Annotated in this window: 12 protein-coding genes, 3 tRNA genes and 1 pseudogene; 4 read left to right on the top strand and 12 right to left on the bottom strand. The window is 34.0% G+C overall.

What is annotated here, in order from left to right:
• Nucleotides 1-9: 9 nt before the first annotated feature.
• The 3 genes from MT391_RS00275 to MT391_RS00265 all read right to left on the bottom strand — a co-directional run bounded on the left by MT391_RS00275 (nt 10) and on the right by MT391_RS00265 (nt 3,173).
• Entirely contained in the window at nt 10-672 is a 663-nt protein-coding gene (locus MT391_RS00275; protein ID WP_499496564.1) for a hypothetical protein, read from the bottom strand.
• 370 nt (nt 673-1,042) lie between these two features.
• A complete protein-coding gene (locus MT391_RS00270) occupies nt 1,043-1,474 on the bottom strand; it encodes an FKBP-type peptidyl-prolyl cis-trans isomerase (protein ID WP_166371195.1) in 432 nt (143 codons plus the stop codon).
• Between the two features lie 787 nt (nt 1,475-2,261).
• On the bottom strand, nt 2,262-3,173 hold the full coding sequence (locus tag MT391_RS00265) for a LysR family transcriptional regulator (protein WP_499496563.1): 912 nt from the start codon (nt 3,171-3,173) through the stop codon (nt 2,262-2,264).
• A gap of 171 nt (nt 3,174-3,344) precedes the next feature.
• Between MT391_RS00265 and MT391_RS00260 the strand changes: the two genes are divergently transcribed.
• The 3 genes from MT391_RS00260 to MT391_RS00250 all read left to right on the top strand — a co-directional run bounded on the left by MT391_RS00260 (nt 3,345) and on the right by MT391_RS00250 (nt 6,169).
• On the top strand, nt 3,345-4,325 hold the full coding sequence (locus MT391_RS00260) for a Gfo/Idh/MocA family protein (protein WP_499496562.1): 981 nt from the start codon (nt 3,345-3,347) through the stop codon (nt 4,323-4,325).
• Nucleotides 4,326-4,415: 90 nt separating this feature from the next.
• Complete coding sequence (locus MT391_RS00255) at nt 4,416-5,396, top strand: aldo/keto reductase (protein ID WP_499496561.1); 981 nt, start codon at nt 4,416-4,418, stop codon at nt 5,394-5,396.
• A 245-nt stretch (nt 5,397-5,641) separates the two neighbouring features.
• Nucleotides 5,642-6,169 (top strand): glucose PTS transporter subunit EIIB, encoded by a 528-nt coding sequence (locus MT391_RS00250; protein WP_299662421.1) that lies wholly within the window; start codon nt 5,642-5,644, stop codon nt 6,167-6,169.
• Nucleotides 6,170-7,145: 976 nt separating this feature from the next.
• Here the strand turns inward: MT391_RS00250 and MT391_RS00245 are convergent.
• The 6 genes and pseudogenes from MT391_RS00245 to MT391_RS00220 form a co-directional block, all read right to left on the bottom strand.
• Nucleotides 7,146-7,222 (bottom strand) — tRNA-Pro (locus MT391_RS00245).
• Nucleotides 7,223-7,379: 157 nt separating this feature from the next.
• Nucleotides 7,380-7,464: transfer RNA gene (locus MT391_RS00240), tRNA-Leu, on the bottom strand.
• A gap of 37 nt (nt 7,465-7,501) precedes the next feature.
• Nucleotides 7,502-7,577 (bottom strand) — tRNA-His (locus tag MT391_RS00235).
• A gap of 518 nt (nt 7,578-8,095) precedes the next feature.
• A pseudogene (locus tag MT391_RS00230) lies at nt 8,096-9,313 on the bottom strand (type II toxin-antitoxin system HipA family toxin).
• Nucleotides 9,306-9,554 carry a helix-turn-helix transcriptional regulator gene (locus MT391_RS00225; protein WP_028870072.1) on the bottom strand — a complete coding sequence of 83 codons (249 nt, stop codon included), beginning with the start codon at nt 9,552-9,554 and terminating at the stop codon, nt 9,306-9,308. The pseudogene MT391_RS00230 and the gene MT391_RS00225 overlap by 8 nt, the downstream one beginning before the upstream one ends.
• A 698-nt stretch (nt 9,555-10,252) precedes the next feature.
• Nucleotides 10,253-10,729, bottom strand: a complete 477-nt coding sequence (locus MT391_RS00220) for an META domain-containing protein (protein WP_499496560.1) — start codon at nt 10,727-10,729, stop codon at nt 10,253-10,255.
• A 688-nt stretch (nt 10,730-11,417) separates the two neighbouring features.
• Here MT391_RS00220 and gdhA point away from each other — a divergent pair.
• Nucleotides 11,418-12,755: an NADP-specific glutamate dehydrogenase gene (gdhA, locus tag MT391_RS00215; RefSeq protein ID WP_299662432.1), complete on the top strand. Its 1,338-nt coding sequence runs from the start codon at nt 11,418-11,420 to the stop codon at nt 12,753-12,755.
• 296 nt (nt 12,756-13,051) lie between these two features.
• Here gdhA and MT391_RS00210 read toward each other — a convergent pair whose 3' ends face one another.
• The 3 genes from MT391_RS00210 to MT391_RS00200 all read right to left on the bottom strand — a co-directional run bounded on the left by MT391_RS00210 (nt 13,052) and on the right by MT391_RS00200 (nt 16,738).
• Nucleotides 13,052-13,981 (bottom strand): DMT family transporter, encoded by a 930-nt coding sequence (locus MT391_RS00210; RefSeq protein ID WP_299662435.1) that lies wholly within the window; start codon nt 13,979-13,981, stop codon nt 13,052-13,054.
• Nucleotides 13,982-14,199: 218 nt separating this feature from the next.
• On the bottom strand, nt 14,200-15,660 hold the full coding sequence (locus MT391_RS00205) for a hypothetical protein (RefSeq protein WP_499496559.1): 1,461 nt from the start codon (nt 15,658-15,660) through the stop codon (nt 14,200-14,202).
• A gap of 286 nt (nt 15,661-15,946) precedes the next feature.
• On the bottom strand, nt 15,947-16,738 hold the full coding sequence (locus MT391_RS00200) for an aspartate dehydrogenase domain-containing protein (protein WP_499496558.1): 792 nt from the start codon (nt 16,736-16,738) through the stop codon (nt 15,947-15,949).
• Nucleotides 16,739-16,835: the final 97 nt, after the last annotated feature.

Below are 16,835 nucleotides of genomic sequence, written 5' to 3'. Positions count from 1 at the left end.
CAAGATTTTTTATGTCTTTTTTTTACTGATACTAGAAAGAAGCAATACAAAGAAACATAACACAAAATTAAACAATGGAATTTGCAAATCAGAAGGCATTGAATAAATAATCAAGACTGACGGAATCCAAATTATCCAGTTGGTAACCAATGTTGTGGGAATTTGCACGAATACAAACGACTTATCAATATTTGCAAATGTTTGACGAAAATTAAGAAGCTTATCTTTCCATAAGTATGCAATCGCCATACTCGGTGCTGCCCATAGAGAGCCATAAACAAATTGGTCAATAATCGTCTTTTTCGCTAGCGTGCCTACATCATTACCAGTGCCAAACCAATTCTCTTGAAGTTGATATAAAAAATCTACTTCAACACCTTTATAAGCCCAAAATAGAACATAAAAAAGACCGACAGCGGCAATTTTTTCATGAATTTGTTTGGTTAAAACGAGGTAAATAAAGGGGATAAACCCACCAAAAAGAGAAGTTGATAACATCGCATATTTCCAACCATATTGACTTTTTAAATCACTCAAATAGGTAAAGACGACAGCCGCTGGCTCATAATAGAAGTAGCACAATGCAGTGAGCACTGCAAACAATTGTAATACTACCCCTGGCACTAAATTTTGTTTCAATGCAGATTTAACATTTTTACTCAGTGTTTGCATGCTTAAAGACCTTGGTAAAAAATTAATTAAGTACGGTTTCAAATTACTTGAACTTTTATTTTCAATAATAACCAGTAATTTGGGGCTTCTTATAAAAAAATGTAGTGTAAGTTACTGTGTAACGCTCCCTAAAATCAGATAAATTTGTTAATTAAAATGACATTACACTTTCCTTGATACTAACGATTAAAAGTCGATACAACTTTTATCGAATACCAATAAAATTAATATAGTGATCTGAGACTGCGCAGAGTAAATTATTTATAACAAGGCATGATTTTCTGAAGAAGGTTTTCTCATGTTCAAACACATCACGAAGTTAGTGATTATCTTAACCAGCAAAACGGTCACTTTTTTAGTACCCTTATCATTAATATATATCTATTAAGCGTACATCAATAACTAGTACTGCATGGGCACCTATTTTACCGCCATTGCCTTTTTTACCCCAAGCTAAATCAGAAGGTATTACAAATTCGTATCTCGATCCCAATGGCATATGTTGTAAACCTTCAGTCAACCCGTCAATGGCTTCTTCAAGGCTAAATTTTTCTGGGCTATTAACTTGGTAAGTATCAGCGATAACTGAACCATCAGTTAATAAAATTCGCTGGTGAATTTCAACACTGTCATCAATGGTTGGATAGCGACCTTCTGATTGTTCAATAACTCGGTACATTAACCCTGAATGAGAAAATATGACGCTATCTTTTTGTTGGTATTTCAGTAAAAAATCTTCACTTTTTTTGCGATTTTGACCAGCAGAGCCCTTTCCACTTTGTTTATCTTTTTTACGTGCCATAATCTATATTCCGAAATAATAAATTTGTAATAATTAAATTTATCACGACTTATCTCTCTTCCCATATTTATAGGAAAAGCATTTCAATCAAAAAATTTAACATTTTCTTCTTTCTAACTATTGTTAAAACAACTTGTGTAAATTTCGCTCATAAAACTAGATTCAACGCTTTAAATTATAAGTAAAATTTTTTATCTTAAAAATTGTGAATGCTCATACTTTCAGTTTGCCTAAAAGTATCAGTAATAAGAAAAAAAACAATTGTAATATATGGTTTTTGTATTTATATATTACTGATTGTTGCCAATGCGGAAACCGAATGCTCTAGCAGTTCTACTACAAGTTTAATTTTATTATTCGCATTACCTGCACCATTAAGTGTAAATCTTAGCTTCAAAAGCATCCCCCCAATAACGTACATTGCATTAGCATACAAGTCTCGGAAAATACTTAGCGAAGGTGATCATCCATTTCTAAGGTAGGAATTGATCTTCGATATTTTGAGATTCATCTAAACACTCCAAGGCTTGTCATTTACTTTTTTATAAATAATCTCAGTTCAATAAGCCAATCGATACTGCACAGCCATTTTCGTGTGTTTCTGCGTTAAATTAGCTACCAATAACAAGTTATTGCTACGATGATTTTTCTGGAACTACACAAAACTATCAATACTGTACAGTGATAAATTTTAACCATTTGATTATTAAATAAATTTCGTTTTTATTTACCAGAGTTAAGGTTAAAAAGTTTAATTTCCCAGTTAGCTAGATATTACCCTTCATAACTATCTTCCAAAGCTATGTAGCAAAAAATCGATCAGTGCTTGAACGCGGAGAATTTTATAACGCGCCTGTGGGTAAACTAGCGACACTATACTGTCGTTTAATTGCCAATCGTCAAATACCGTTACTAAACGTCCTTGCGCTAGGTCATCTTTAATATGGTAATCGGTTAAACGCGCGATACCTTGATGATTTAATACGGCAAGGCGGCTGACATGTCCATTCGCACAGTGAAATTTTCCTTTTAGGGTTAACTCATAATGGTCACGCTCTTTGTCATTATTCCCTAACAAATTCAGCTTAGTAAATGGCCATTTATGAACTGATCCTAAAATGATGTTATGTTCGAGTAAATCTTTAGGATGACTAATTTTTTTGTGTTTATGTAAATATTCTGGTGAAGCACAAACATGTGTTTTAAAACTTGTTAGCGGCCGAGCAATCAAATTTGAATCAGGTAAAGGCCCCATACGCACTACAATATCGTAGTGTTGGGCAATTAAATCGACATGCACGCTGCTAAAATCTAAGGTGATAATTACATCAGGATGTTGATCCATAAATAGAAAAAGTAACGGTGTTAAAATTTGCTCACCAAAAATACCACCTACCGCATTGATTCTTATTTCCCCTGCCAATGTTTGTTGATCTTCTTGTGCTTGGTCGATTGCTTGCTCTATATAGGATAAGCCCTGTGTGCATTGACGATAAAACTGTTCTCCAATATCGGTTAGCATAATAGATCGTGTTGAACGATGTAATAACTGCACGCCTAAGTTTTTTTCTAGTTGAGTAATTAGTTGTGACACTCTTGAGCGCGAACTGTTTAACATGTTGGCCGCTGCACTAAAACTTCCATCATCAACCACCCTAAGAAATTCAGGTATACCTTGCAGATTTTTTTTATCGATCATATTTCATATCCTTATAGAGCTAACTTTTGAATAGATTGTTTAACATTATTAAACAATGAGTTTAAAGCATAGGTATATGTAAACAATATTTTATTAGGTAAACTAATATTATTGCTCATGTTTTTATTGATGAATTTGCTAATACTACTATCGACCATAGGGAGAAAAAAGATGGAACACTTTCGATGGGGTCTTATTGGACCTGGGCGCATTGCTGAAAACTTTGCTCAAGCATTAACCGTGATAGATGATGCCGTACTTTATGCGATTGCTAGTCGCAATGAACAAAGAGCCTCAAACTTTGCTAATAAATATAAAATTGAAAATATCTATCTAGATTACAATGAACTAGTGAACGATAGAAAAATTGATGCGGTTTATATTGCCACACCACATCGTTTTCATTATGAACAAATTAAATTATGTTTAGAAGCCGGTAAAGCGGTGCTTTGTGAGAAGCCATTAACAGTGAATGCCGCGCAATCGCAAGAGCTAATGTTACTGGCAAAATCTAAAGGTCTATTTTTAATGGAAGCGGTTTGGACACGCTTTCTGCCTATTTATAAGCAAGTTAGAAATTGGTTAGATGCGGGTGTTATCGGTGAAGTGAAATCGTTACAGTCAAACTTTGGTTTTTGTATACCAAAAGATCTAGACGACCGACTATATAACCATGATTTGGCGGGAGGTACCTTGTTAGACATGGGTATATATAACATAACTGTCTCACAGTGGGTTTACGGGGAAACCCCTGAATCTATTCAAGCGACGTCATTATTAACTGAAACAGAGGTTGATGAGCATACCTCTGTAAATATGCAGTACAGCAATGGTCGATTTTCACAGTTTACTTGTAGTTTTATGGCAAAACACCGTAACGATTTTTGTATTTATGGTACTAAAGGCCAAATTAAAATACATGATATGTTTTGGTGTACAAATAAAGCCACATTAGTGACCGAAAGTGAAACATTGACAATAGATAAACCTTTCCGTTCGACAGGTTTTGAATACGAAATTGAAGAAGCAATGTCCTGCATTCGTGGGGGTCTATTAGAAAGCCCAGGCATCACTCACCAAGATACGCTCGCCACTATGACGGTTATGGATACTATTCGACAACAAGTTGGGCAAAAATACCATTTCGAATAATCAATTTGAGTACGCTGAATAATTAATTTATGTTCGATGAATAATCGTTCAGCAATGATTGGATACCTCCCATTTACAAGGTAAATAATAATGAAAAAAAGAATATTAGGTAGTACGGGCTTTGACGTTTCTGAAATTGGCCTTGGTTGCTGGCAATTGGGAAATGATTTTGGCCCTCTTGAAGACAAACAAGCACAAGAAATATTATCGGTAGCATCAGATGAAGGTATCAATTTATTAGATACCGCTGATGTATATGGTGGCGGAATCAGCGAAGAACGTATCGGAAGATGGCTGAAAAAAAGTAAAGAAAAGCCATTTGTTATCACTAAGGTGGGCCGAGGGGAAACGTTGTTCCCTGCGAGTTACACAAAAAATAAAGTAAGAGAAAATATACAAGGGTCGATAACGCGCTTAGGCCTTGAGGCTTTAGATTTAGTGCAGTTACATTGTATTCCGCCTGAAGTATTACGAAATGGTGAAATATTTAATTGGTTAGAAGACTTTCAACAACAAGGACTAATTAAAAACTTTGGTGCCAGTGTTGAAATGATTGACGATGCCATATTTTGCTGCCAAGTACCCAAACTTGCCACGGTACAAATTATTTTCAATATTTTTAGACAAAAGGCGATCGAAACATTATTACCAAAGGCGGCGGAAAATAATATCGGCGTTATTGTTCGTTTACCATTAGCGAGTGGGTTGTTGAGCGGGAAAATGGCTAAAGATCAGAAGTTTTCAGAGCAAGACCATCGTAATTATAATAAAGACGGTGCAGCATTTCACGTCGGCGAAACGTTTAATGGATTACCGTTTAATAAAGGGGTTGAATTGGTCGATCAGCTTAAAGCAATGCTGCCTAGCCATTTAAACTTATTAGAGACCTCGTTACGTTGGTTATTAGATCAACCACAGGTCAGCACCATTATTGCTGGAGCAAGTAGCCCGCAACAGGTAATAAAAAATGCACAGGTAAGTAACTTGGCTCCCCTTGATGAAGAACTTGATAAAAAATTAAAAATGTTTTATCAATCTCAAGTAAAACAACATATTCGTGGTGGTATATAATTTCACGATAAAACCTGTTATCTAATTATAATTTATTCAATATAAACAGATGTTTATATAAAAGCCTGTTTTGAATTAACTTGTTTCCTCTATCTGATATTAGGTCAAAAATAGTCAGATTGGTGTAATATAAATTTTAACTTCTTATAAGGGAATGCTCGTACTTACATCAATCAACACAACTCATTTAATTTAAATGCACAGTTAATAGTCAATACTTTAATTGTGTTTTAGGAGCAGTAAATATGTCAAATACCCCATTAACGAATTATGAAGATACTGCTGAAAGACTTGTTTTAGCCTTTGGCAGCAAAGACAATATCACTGACATTGACGCCTGTTTTACTCGTCTACGTGTAAAAGTAGATAAAGTAAAAATTGTTGACCAAAAAACAATAGAAAAACTTGGCGCTTTAAAAGTAATTATCGTCAAGAATGAAGTACAAGCTATTTTTGGCAATAAAGCAGAGCAACTAAAGACCGACATGCAAGAATGGATTTCTAATAAAGCAGATGCAAAACTAGCTAGTGATCTTGTTATGGCTTTTGGTGGCAAAGACAATATCACTGACATTGACGCCTGTTTTACTCGTCTACGTGTAAAAGTAGATAAGGTAAAAATTGTTGACCAAAAAACAATAGAAAAACTTGGCGCTTTAAAAGTAATTATCGTCAAGAATGAAATACAAGCTATTTTTGGCAAAAAAGCTGAGCAACTAAAAATCGACATGCAAGAATGGATTTCTAACAAAGCAGGTAAAACTAATATCTGATGTTACAAAGTATAGACAAAGTTGATCCTTACATGGCTTGCTTAATTTGTAAAAGACACTCCATAAATCGATTGTGACGATCTAAAATCAACAAAAATAGCAACCTAAGATGTAATGCTGATCAGTTAATAAAAAGTATTGATTTTTAGGTATATGTAATCAAAATCCGATGTTCAAACAACGTCGGTATTTTTGTGACTTTAGATTACGACTTTCACCCTATTGAAGCCTTCACTCCTGAACATTACAATTCATTATCTGAAGTCCTTTCTCCTGTTTGAATTGCCCAATGCCTTAAAGAACAAGATGCTATTACCTTGATAAAGACAAGCTACCACTTGAAATGATGGTGTAGGGCATTGTTGGTAGGTAATACTTAGACACCTTCCAATGAACGATATAATCAATCTGTTGGACACTATATAACTCAGCAAACGTTCCTTTTGTCACAACAAGTGCCTTTGTTTAGTAATTAGAGCGGCATCAAATAAATGGTCAAAACTGTTCAACAGCGGAGAGCTACGATGAGCTGGTTTATAATAGAGTTTGAAGACCGCTTGAAGAATCATCTGGTAAAAATGGTAATTACACAGAATTATTTACAGGGTAGATGGCTAAAAAAAACAGTAATCAATCCGCTTTAAATAAACTTGGTCACCAAAATGGACACCATTTGGTCACCGAGCTAAATTTTAGTGTTTTTTTAGTTATTCAAAGCGACTAAAAGTAGTGTTAAAAAAGAGGGAAATTTGAATAATACTGGTTTAAAACTGGGTTGATATTGTCAAATTAAAGACGAAAAAAAACCGCTTTTGCGTTTAAGCATAAAGCGGTTTTCTTAATGTGGTCGGTGATAGATGGAGCGAATAAGCGACAGCTTAGTGCCTGAGCTATCTTTTTGACTAATTTAGATTTTTTAATAGATTAAGACGAAAAAACCCGTATTACTTTTAAAAAGTAATACGGGTTTCAAATGTGGTCGGTGATAGAGGATTCGAACCTCTGACCCTCTGGTCCCAAACCAGATGCGCTACCAAGCTGCGCTAATCACCGAGTATTTTATTTGTATTTTGTAATAAAAGATTAAACCCTCTGGTCCAACTCTTTTCCAAAACACTGGATATGCGCTACCAAATTGCGCTAATCACCGATATTGTTAATATCTAATTAGTCAGGAATTGTAATTAACTAATTGATATTACTGTTTAAATGGTGCGGAATGAGAGACTTGAACTCTCACATCTTACGATACTAGAACCTAAATCTAGCGCGTCTACCAATTCCGCCAATTCCGCAACGACTTAAACATTTTTAAACTTAAGATTTAAAAAATGGGGCGAATGACGGGGTTTGAACCCGCGACAACCGGAATCACAATCCGGGGCTCTACCAACTGAGCTACATCCGCCACTAAACTTTTTTAAAAATGGTACGCCCTACAGGATTCGAACCTGTGGCCTACGGCTTAGAAGGCTTAAGACCCTACTTAACTTAAACTATTGAAAAGCATAGTTTTCCTTTTTAATCAGCATGTTAACACAATTTCGGCACACACCAATTAAAGCCCATTTAACACTTTTTTGATGGTCACTGTAGATTTTTGGTCACGACTAAAACTGTATAAATTCTAGGTTTATTATACCGATTAAAGATATTTATTTTAAATAATAATTTTTTAACTTAGATTTTCGAGGTAAAACTGAAGAGAGTATTTTGAATTCAAACAACATAAGATTGTAACAGATTCAAATTTAATTGACCTATTATCTATCACTGTCTTTTTTGCACATAGTTATAATTTTAGCCGAATCACTATTAAATTTTATTTAATTCCCGCCTACAACCATCTATTAAATCTTGATATTTTTTACGGAATATTTTACCTAAACAGCTAACAGTATTTTTACTATCAGCTGCATAGCGCATTTATTCTGCTATTTTTTCATAAAGCAATTCAAGCATTTTCTTTGCAATATCACTAAAGCCTTGATGCTTCAAACTAAGCTCTTTAATGATGGGTAAAACATGTAATTTAGCTAGTTCAATTTCATCTATAATTTGGGTAATTTCTTTATTTGATAGTGAACAATGTTGCTTGCCAAATTTAACCAGCACTTTCCATTTTGGCCAGCGTTTGGAACCAGTTAAACTTAGTGCCATCGTATCATTTTTGATATAAGGCGTTGTGCTAACAATATCGAATACAGGTGAAAATACGACAGAAGTCTTTGGTATTTCCCCCAGCTTGTAATCAGATAGACTTTCATAGAGAACACCATAATTTTTTAAATGCGCATCACCATTTCGTAAAATAATATTCAAAACAGTAAGTTTAAAAAAGTCATATAAAGCAATTTTACGATACTCTGGTGAAACAAACTGACTGATAGTATTCGCACAAGACTCTAAGCTTGCATCATACTTTTGTTTAGTCGAACGACCTTGTAAAACACAAAAATCTTCGAATCCTATTGGCTTGTTTTAATCGTTAATATCAAAGCGTTTAGTTATCAGTAACTGCCCATTATCACTCAAATAAAAAGGAGAAACAGTTAATCCTGCGGCTTTTGCCATGCTTAAGCAGATAAACTCATTACATGCTAATTCTGGATATTCTTCTCCCCAGCTTTTGACTATATATGAATCAATTGGGTAGGTAGTTTTAGACTCAATTTGATCATGATTAGACTGTTTAACCTCTAGCAAGACTTTTGGTTGTACTCCAGCAACACCAGAGCGCAGAGCAAACCTTGATAATAGTTCAGAGAAAAGGTCAATATCTTCGCTTTTAATAAGATGTTCTAAGCTTAAATCCAATTCACTCTCATCAACTAGCACTTGATCTTCCAGTGCATATCGTACAGAGCCAATTTGATTATTTCCTAACAATGCTAATACTGTTAAATCATTACTGCCATACTGTTTTGCGGTTGCTTTCTCAATAGCTAAACGTAAGCCCCCTTCTGGCATATTCATCTGAAAAAATGGATGTAATCCTTCGTATGTATAGGTTTCTAATCGTATAGGCATAGTAAGGGATAATGCATATTTTGCATTTAAGTCATACGAATAATGGTGTGCCACATTTTCTTTCTGTAGCCTTCCGACTCTCTTTCCATGAGTGTAAACATCAACGTTAGCCATTATTAGTCTCTTTCAATTGGTCTAAAGTAGGTAAGCCTGAATCTGTTACCATTAATGATTTATTAAATAGATTAAGGATACGCTCTATTTTCCTTAACCCTACATCATCGTAATCTCCACGCTCAATTTTGCCAATAGTTGTCCTGTTAAGCCCTGCATAATCAGCTAATAACTGTTGGCTCCATTTTCGTTTTTTTCTTTCAGATAAAATAGTTTCAGATATTTTAAGTAATGAATTCATTTGTCGCACCTATTGTTTGTTCACTATACTCACCTAAATGAAAAAATAAATCAATAATGATGACTAAAACCACCATTACTTCAACTTTGTATTTATCTAAACCCTAAAGAATTTATTGGATAAAATCAGTTATTATTAATGCACCTGTCAGAAGATAAAGCTGTTGGGTAAATAAGCGCTTGGATCAGCTCTGAAGACAAAATCTTGAAATAATTTTTATTAGTAAGTTTCTGTTATATGTACTGATGTGATCCACGTCGAATATAATATATTGAACGAGTATTTACCTGACTAAAATAGCAAGGCTCCCCCTCATCTAGAGTGTTATTACCAGCAATATAGTTAACGTAGTGTGATAAAGACACTAATTAGCCGTCAGTATTCAGAACAATTGCACGGCACACTATTTAATTTGGAGTTTGTACCTCACCATCATTAATAAACAGAATACTTCCATTTAAATATCGGAGATATCGAAACCAAATATTAGATTACAGTTCATATGGTTTATCGCGGCTTTAGATGAAATATAGGCGCTCACTCAGGGGGTTAATGCGACTAGTAGATATGCGAAGAAGACTACCGTAACTACTCGTTTTAATATGAAGGGCAACTAACTGACATAGTCGCCACATACTAAACACTTTCATTTCAAATGATACAGCTCAACCAAGCTCATCCTATGCTTATTCAACTTATTAGTGTAAGTATACAGAGTTGAACGTCGCAAGTTCTACACGATCATGATCGAGTAAAGTGAGTGTTTCACCCACTATTTTATAATGAGCTGTATCTCCGAATACAGTTAGATAGGCCTGTTCATCGATTTCTGCATCGGGACAGGCCATTTTTGTCGCCCCCAAAGTTTTGAATTGAAGCGAATCTGAATTTTTACTTTGCGTTGTTTCAAATTGGCCAAAGAAACTGTTACAGCCAGCAAACCCCCTAACTTGCTTATTTTGCGACTCTAATACAAAGTACTGCTCTCTCTCTTGGCCAACAATCATTTGGGCTAGTACACCATTAAGCTGAACCAATTTCCAATACGTTTCCGTCAGGCTTGAGCTTGCTTGATTATTTTCACTAACATTATTGTACTGTTCTTTAGGTACACAAGCGCTTAGTAAAACGCTTAGAGCTACAAAAAAAATTGTGATAAAGGGAAGGTTTTTCATTCTCATTTCTCCATTGTAAATGTTCAAGTGATTAATAACGAATAACTATTTAGATGAAAACTTTCATTATATATGTGGCTGACGTTATTCTACTAACTATAAACAAACGTATGTTATTTACACCAATATCGACATTAATGCTTAACACTATCAAACATACCAACATTGAGGCTTCGATTCCGGACATTACCACTATATGAACACAAATTTCATCTTATAACGTTTATGCCATATTGATCTTGCTTGCCGTAGCAATCACCACTCAAATCTCGTTAGGTGTACTCATTGAAGGTATAGGCAATGGGATAAACGCGTTATCAATAGAGGTTGAACGTTGCTACACACTTATATTCGTGGATTAATGCAGGAAACAACACTTTTTAAAACAAAGATAACCAATATTAATACCACCTTCAATGCATTTATGCCTAGAATTTGTTTACTCTTCAGCTTACTGATTTTTGCATCCTGAATAATATCAAGTAAATGAAAGGGCTATTAAGCTTGTCCTATACAGTCCTGCACTATTATAGTGCGTTTATTTCCCTATAGTATTTATAACAGCGCAATAAAATGATATGTTGCTCTGATAACTTCAAGTGTTATTGAACAAGTTATTTTTCTGATAAAATATACTTTTTTATTAGCTAGTTAAGTACACGCTCCTTTTAATTCAATGAGAATATAAATGTCATATACCAATGAAATATTAAAATTAGTTAAAGATAAAAATCCAGGCGAATCTGAATTTCATCAAGCTGTGGATGAAATTTTAACATCTCTAACCCCTGTTATGGAGCGTCATCCCGAATATCAAAAAGCAAAAATTTTGGAACGATTTGTTGAGCCTGAGCGTGTAATAATTTTTCGAGTTCCTTGGCTTGATGATAAAGGTATACCACAAATAAATAGAGGATTTAGAGTTGAATTTAATAGTGCTATTGGCCCATACAAAGGCGGTTTACGTTTTCACCCTACCGTTAATTTAGGAATATTAAAATTTTTAGGTATCGAGCAAGTACTAAAAAATTCTTTAACCACGCTTGCTATGGGAGGAGGAAAAGGAGGGGCTGATTTCGATCCAAAAGGTAAATCTGATAATGAAATTATGCATTTTTGTCAATCTTTCATGACAGAACTCTATCGCCATATAGGTCCAAATACTGATATCCCAGCTGGTGACATCGGAGTAGGCTCTAAAGAAATAGGCTATTTGTTCGGTCAATATAAAAGAATTAAAAATGAATTTACAGGCATTTTAACTGGTAAAGGACTTGGCTGGGGTGGTTCGTTAATTCGTAAAGAAGCTACTGGATATGGTTCAGTATATTTTGCACAAGAGATGCTTGCAACACGAAACGAAACCTTAAAGGATAAAGTGTGTGTTGTTTCTGGCTCAGGTAATGTTGCTCAATATACAGTAGAAAAGTTAAATGAATTAGGTGCTAAAGTTGTAACATTATCTGACTCATCAGGTTTTATTTATGATGCTGATGGGATCTCTAACGAAAAACTTGCATTTATATTTGAATTAAAAAATGTACGAAAAGGACGTATCAAAGAATATGCAGATAAATTTGGTGCAGTATTTTATCCGAGTAGAAAGCCTTGGTCTATAAAATGTGATGCAGCGTTCCCAAGCGCGACACAAAATGAACTAAACGAAAATGATGCTCAATTATTACTTGATAACGGATGTTACCTTGTCTCAGAGGGAGCCAATATGCCAACAAGTAAAAAAGGAGTTGATAAGTTTCTTGATGCAAAAATACTGTTTGGTCCGGGAAAAGCTGCAAATGCTGGAGGTGTTGCAACATCGGGTTTAGAAATGGGACAAAATTCAATGCGTTTATCTTGGTCTAGTGAAGAGATTGATACTCGATTAAAGAAAATAATGAAAGATATCCATGATACGGCTTATCAAGCTTCGATTGAGTATGGTGATAAAGGAAATTACGTCTTAGGTTCAAATATTGCTGGCTTTGTTAAAGTTGCAGATGCGATGTTGGATCAAGGTTTAGTTTAAAATTAAACAACATAAAACCCATTTAGAGTTATTAATTGGGTTTTATGTTGTACTTTAATTAATGCTGAAACTCCTATCTAACTCTGCTTTATAAGTCATTTTTAACTTTTACCAGTCACTTCATCACTAAGGTTAAGCTATTAAATCAGATCTCCCTCTAAAAGTCTTAGAAGTACGCTATTAACCAGGTTAAGAAGAAAATTATTTTATCCTTAAAAAATTAGAGCCTTTTGAATGGCCCTAAGTTAGTTCGAAACTTTTTTCAAAATACAAAAAAATAATTTAATATTTAATTTTTAATTTTTTAAAATAATTGCCAATTTTTTTTGTATTAATTGATGATTATTTACAAGAAATATCCCAAATATAACGAGTATAGCTCCAAATATAAAACTCAATTCTAAAGGCTCATTTAATATCATAACCCCAAGGCATATCCCAAACATTGGTGTCATAAATGTAAAAACACCCAATTCAGAAGTAGCATAGTTACGTAATAACCAAAACCATAATAACAAGCTCCCAAAAGAAACTATTACACCTTGGAAAATAAGATTACTAACAGTTGACGTCGTCAATGTAAAATGAGTTTGGTTTGTCATTATTGCGGCAATAAGGATAACTATAAAACCAATCATTAATTGGTATAATAATGTCTGTGTTGCAGGTGCACTTGATAAGTTAGAAGTTCTTACCAATACAGTTGTCACAGCCCAAGATAAGGCAGCTAAAACAGCAAGCACATCTCCCCACAACATATCATTTATCACCTTGGCATCTGCAACCTCTGACTTCCAAAGAAAAGAAAGAGCGATCCCCGAAAATGCAGACCCAATTCCAATCCATTGCAGTCTATTAAGACGCTCAGATACTATTTTAAAATGAAGTATTAAAGCAACAAATATTGGGGCACTGTAAAGAAAGATAACCATATGTGATACTGTCGTATACCGTAATCCCTCTCCAACTAAAAAGAACTCTAAAGCGAATAGTAAACCTGCAACTACACCAGGCTTCCAAGTCTCTTTACTAATTAATTTATCTTTTCTCCAAAACATGACCATTATAAGTAGAAATGCAGCAATACCAGATCTTAACGATATTTGTAATACAGGTGACATATCAGATGAAACCATTTTTAATAATACCTGTTGTACACCCCAAACAAAGCAAATTAAAGTGATTATCATAGTCGCTTTACTGTCAATTTTTTTATATGAATTCATTTTTATTAGCCACTTATTTTAAGGTTTAGCACATCATAACAACATATATTTACTTATATAGAAAGCATAAGCGACTGATAAAAAACATTTAAACTTCTAAATGAAGTATGTTGTGCTTAAGGTGATATAAAAGATATCTGGATTGCTATTTATCAATCTGTTGTCAACTATAACTATCAAGGTACATGTAAAAAATAACGGTCAAAATTGACTTTAGTTTAGACACATCTTTTCAGTCGCAATAATGAGTGTAACCTTGATTTAAAGCCTTTATTGCTTGTGTCTTTTATTTTTACTTCACCCGCTTTAACAATTTCAACAATGCCTGAACGATTTAGAGTAATACGATAACGCTCAAAATGTTCTTTATCCCCACACTGATCAAAAGCAATAATAATATTAATCTGATAGCGTCGCTCTATAGATATTGTTTGAATTTTCTCTTTATTATTCAAATTTTTAACACGCTCATACACTTTATCTATTCCCCCCTCAATAAAACGAGTTAATGGACGTAGATTAAATACGATACTTTCTTCAATCGTATCGTAACCACTTTGAAAACCTTTTTTATTTACAGAGGTTTCAATGCGGTAATGTAATATTTCAGCACTTTGTTGGTTTTGAGAACGACGCTCCGCTAATAATGACTTACTTTTTTTCGGTAATTTCTTGATTTTAAGATAATCAAGCCATACCTTTTGTTTTGCTATTTCCTTTCTGCTAGTCGCATCATATAAAGAACGTGACCATTTGGGCTTTCCATGACTAACCCATCGCCATAAGATATTTATAAACTCTTCTTTAAATATCTCTCGCGCTCCATAAATTGCAGATAAAATAAGAATCATGAGGGAACTTAAATGGCTAAATGCCCCTTGAGTCATTAAAATTAAAACTAAAACAACACTCATTAATAAAGCAGTTGCAACACCAGAAACTATTTTTCGGGTATTGTTACCTAAAGTGATTGTTTTACTCTTAAATATAACGCCATATTCAATCAAGCGACGTAATAACCTCATCTTATTAGCAATACGGTTAGAGTCTCTAATTGTTGCTGCCAAATTATAGTTTTTTTTACTTCGATATTGGCTTTCTTTTTCGCAGATACTTAATAAAGAAGAGCGAGTTTCAGAAAATTCACTAGTTCGTGACTGTTTAACTAATATTCGCAAAATACTTTGCTCTGTATACCATGATAAGTAATTATCGATACTTTCATAAACAGAAAGAAGTTTTACCCCTGTAGGTTTCTGGCTGCGATGTTTTTTTAATATATCTAAACAATCTTCAGTCAATTCAACAGCCGCACTGTAATACTCTGCTAAGTCATCATTATCATTCATTGCTAATACTTCATTTAAACCAGTATCAAGTGCGGTGATATATTGGTAGGCAAATTGGTTTAAATTATTTTTATAGTCAGCTACAGAATCTCTCATATTATTAGAAAAGTGTTGAAGTAATAACGCTAAATGTAAACCTTTAGTATGGTATGTTCTCCGCCCGTCAATTCCTGCATTAAAATATTCAGTTTCTGATAGCGTATCTTTATTGATCCCCATTTCTTTAGGTAATGAAAAATATAAATCAACGCGTCTATTCTCTCCTTTCTTCATGTGGTGAGTTAATTGAATTGATAATTTGTCATTTTGCTTTAGGGTAAATTTAAACAACACTAACTCCTTAGTAACCCACAAGTATATGCATTACAAAATACATATAAAAAAACAAAACATTAAACATAGTTAAGAGTGTTTTTAGCCATCGCCACATAGAGATTCGTCTTAATTATTTGATCAAGGTTTATTTATCTAAAGGACTGGATAAACTTAATTTTGGTACCATTAGTTATTAAAAATCATTCTGATGCAGATACGTTAGCATGATTATTAGTTGAAACTATCTAATAGGGAATGTTTCAACTAATAGGTTTCATTTAGTATTGTTAATTATATATTTCTACATAAACACAACTGGAGACACAGCATTCTTTAGGATCGAAACGACGCTCCAAGCTGCGATAGCATAATCATCAGATTTAATAGTTAAATCTAAAGCAACGTTCTCCCCTTTAACTTCTATCCTATAATCATCTCCAGTAAAATTAGGTGTAGCATCAATATTAAACTTAGTTGCTTCAGGACCCGCACTAGCTAATGACGTTGCGTAAACCACATTAAAAACATAAGGAAAAATATCGATGATCTTTTTAGCGGTCCCTGTAAATACTCTTTCTGGCTCAGTTATATCCATCAAACCATCTTTGTAAAATGGAGTGCGCGCGACAAAACCAGGGGACTTTTTAGATGTGATAGTTACATCGATCGGCGTAGTACTCATTAAGGCAGCTGTTTGAAGAAGGTTAAAACCTCCAGTAGCACCACCAGCTATGTATATTTTAGTATTTTTCTTCGCCGCTATTTTTATGGCTCTTTGATATAACGCAACATCTGCAAATGCAGCCGTAGACAACACAATTAAATGAGAGCCACCTTCTAAAATTATTTCACTATAATCGACAACAGAATTAGCTGATGCAGCTTCTACGACAAATTCAGGCTCTGAATCCATAAACGCTTTAATATCAGTACAAGGTTTACAATTGAAATAATCAGCAAATTTCTTAGTTCTAAGCGAGTTTCTTCCTAACACAGCAACTAGCTCGTATTCAGGGAAATTTCCATCTTTTAGAGCCATAGCAACAGTTTGACTTAAATAGCCACAACCAATTAATGCTAATTTTTTTTTCATTTTTACTATTCCTATTTATAAGCTATTTGCGACACTAATAAGTATCCACACAAAATTAAAATTGAGAACCACATTTCAGGCTATGAAAGCTTTAATG

Source organism: Vibrio sp. 1-Bac 57 (genome assembly GCF_037546855.1).
GTDB lineage: Bacteria > Pseudomonadota > Gammaproteobacteria > Enterobacterales > Psychromonadaceae > Psychromonas.
The sequence above is the reverse complement of the archived record's forward strand: the minus strand, read 5'-3'. Positions and strand labels throughout refer to the sequence as shown.